This is a genomic window from Trebonia sp. (assembly GCF_049794275.1).
Lineage (GTDB): Bacteria > Actinomycetota > Actinomycetes > Streptosporangiales > Streptosporangiaceae > Trebonia.
This window is the reverse complement of sequence record NZ_JBARCR010000634.1, coordinates 1-2392: the sequence shown is the minus strand read 5'-3', so window position 1 is coordinate 2392 and position 2392 is coordinate 1. Positions and strand designations below refer to the sequence as shown.

Sequence of the window (2392 nt, the reverse complement as noted above, 5' to 3'; positions counted from 1 at the left end):
GAGGTGAACGCGTCGCCGGCCCGGCTCGACCTGCCGGGCGACTACATCAGGCAGGCCAGGGACGCGGGCGTGAAGTTCGCGATCGACACCGATGCGCACTCGTTCGGCGACCTGGAGAACATGAAGTACGGGGTGGGAACGGCGCAGCGCGGCTGGCTGACCTCCGGCGACGTGATCAACACCTGGCCGCTGGAGAAGCTGCGGGAATTTCTTCGCAAGGGCCGTGCGTCATAAAGGTTACTGGCGAGTAGCATAAGCCCGTCAGGCGCAACCGACACGCCAAGGAGCAAGGCAAATGCGGGCACGCGATGTGGTCTTCGTCGACGGCGTCCGGACGCCGTTCGGCAAGTCTGGGCCGAAGGGCATCTACGCCGAGACCAGGGCCGACGACCTGGTGATCCGGGTGATCAGGGAACTGCTGCGGCGCAACCCGGACCTGCCGCACGACCGGATCGGCGAGGTCGCCATCGCGGCCACCACGCAGATCGGCGACCAGGGGCTGACGATCGGCCGCAGCGCCGCCATCCTCGCGGGCCTGCCGGTGACCGTGCCCGGGTACGCGATCGACCGGATGTGCGCGGGCGCGATGACCGCGGTGACCACGGTGGCCGGCGAGGTGGCGCTCGGTGCCGCTGACGTCGCGATCGCGGGCGGCGTCGAGCACATGGGCCGGCACCCGATGGGCGAGGCCGTCGATCCGAACCCGCGGTTCATCGCCGAACAGCTCGTCGACGAGTCCGCGCTGTTCATGGGCATGACCGCGGAGAACCTGCACGACAGGTACCCGGCGGTCACGAAGGACCGGGCGGACGCGTACGCGCTGGCCAGCCAGCGCAAGGTCGCGGCCGCCTACGAGGCGGGGCAGATCCAGCCGGACCTGGTGCCGATGGCGATCCGCACGAAGGAGCTGGGCTGGGGCTGGGCGACGGTGGACGAGCCGCCCCGGCCGGACACGACGCTGGAGGGTCTCGCCGCGCTGAAGACCCCGTTCCGTCCGCACGGCCGGGTCACGGCCGGCAACTCCAGCGGCATCAACGACGGCGCGACCGGCTGCGTCATCGCCGCGGAAGAGGTCGCGGCCGAGCTGGGCCTGACCGCCAAGATGCGCCTGGTGGACTTCCAGTTCGCCGGCGTCGAGCCCGAGGTGATGGGCATCGGCCCGGTGCCCGCGACCGAGAAGCTGCTCGCCCGCAACTCCCTCACCATGGACGACATCGGCCTCATCGAGATCAACGAGGCGTTCGCGGTGCAGGTGCTGGCGTTCCTCGACCACTTCAAGATCGATGACTCCGATCCCCGGGTGAACCCGTGGGGCGGCGCGATCGCGATCGGCCACCCGCTCGCCTCCTCCGGCATCCGGCTGATGATCCAGCTCGCGCGGCAGCTTGCCGAGCGGCCCGATGTCCGTTACGGGCTGACGACGATGTGCGTGGGCATGGGCATGGGCGGCACCGTGCTCTGGGAGAGGATCTGAGATGAGTATCCGGAACGTACGGGGCTTTCTCCCTGGCGAATCCGCGCTGCCCGATGAGGTGGTGACTCGCGCCCTGGTCCGCGACGTTGACCTGGGCGCTGTCGTACCAGGCGCTGTCGTACCAGGCAAGGGGGCTGGCGTGATGGCGCTGATCACGCTGGACAACGGGCACGACCACACCAAGCCGAACACGTTCGGCGTGCGCGGCCTGCTGTCGCTGAACGCGGCGCTGGACGCGATCGAGGCGCGGGTGGCTGCTGGCGAGGTGGCCGCGGTCGGCGTGACCGGCAAGCCGTTCATCCTCGGCGCCGGCGCGGACCTGGACGGGGCTGCCGCGGTGCTCTCAGCAGCTGGGTTGGCAGCAGCGGGCACGGACCCGGCACAGGCCCAGCAGGCGGCGCGCGAGCGAGCGCTGGGGATCGCGTCGCTCGGCCACGCGGTGTTCCGGCGGCTGGGGGAGCTGGGCGTCCCGTCGTTCGGGTTCATCAACGGCGTGGCACTCGGCGGCGGCCTTGAGGTGGCGCTGCACTGCACGTACCGGACGATCTCCTCCGGCGCGCAGATGGTCGCGCTGCCCGAGTGCTTCCTCGGCCTGGTGCCCGGCTGGGGCGGCGCCTACCTGCTGCCCCGGCTGATCGGGCCGTCCGCCGCGCTGAAGGTGATCATCGAGAACCCGCTGGCGCAGAACAAGATGCTGCGCGGCCCCGAGGCCTTCGGCCTGGGCATCGTGGACGTGATGTTCGAGCCCGCCGACTTCCTCGAGGAATCGCTGCGCTGGGCCGCGCGGGTGCTGACGGGGGCGGTTTCCGCGCCTTCGCGTGAGCTGGCACCCGCCGGGGAGTGGGACGCCGTGGTGGCCGCTGCGCGCTTCCTCGTGGACGGCAAGCTGCACGGCGCGGCGCCCGCGCACTACCGGGC

At 70.9% G+C, this 2392-nt stretch carries 2 protein-coding genes and 1 pseudogene; all 3 read left to right on the top strand.

Going from position 1 to position 2392, the window contains the following annotated elements; translation table 11 throughout:
* Positions 1–234, top strand: a pseudogene (locus WA805_RS17010) (DNA polymerase/3'-5' exonuclease PolX); the annotation flags it as partial.
* 61 nt (positions 235–295) lie between these two features.
* Positions 296–1474 carry a thiolase family protein gene (locus WA805_RS17005; protein ID WP_422276817.1) on the top strand — a complete coding sequence of 393 codons (1179 nt, stop codon included), beginning with the start codon at positions 296–298 and terminating at the stop codon, positions 1472–1474.
* Between the two features lies 1 nt (position 1475).
* On the top strand, positions 1476–2392 hold a 917-nt coding region (locus WA805_RS17000), incomplete at its 3' end, for an enoyl-CoA hydratase/isomerase family protein (RefSeq protein ID WP_425242823.1).

Excerpts from the sequence above, each read along its gene's own strand:
- WA805_RS17005 (WP_422276817.1), top strand. The coding sequence starts at position 296 with ATGCGGGCACGCGATGTGGTCTTCGTCGACGGCGTCCGGACGCCGTTC.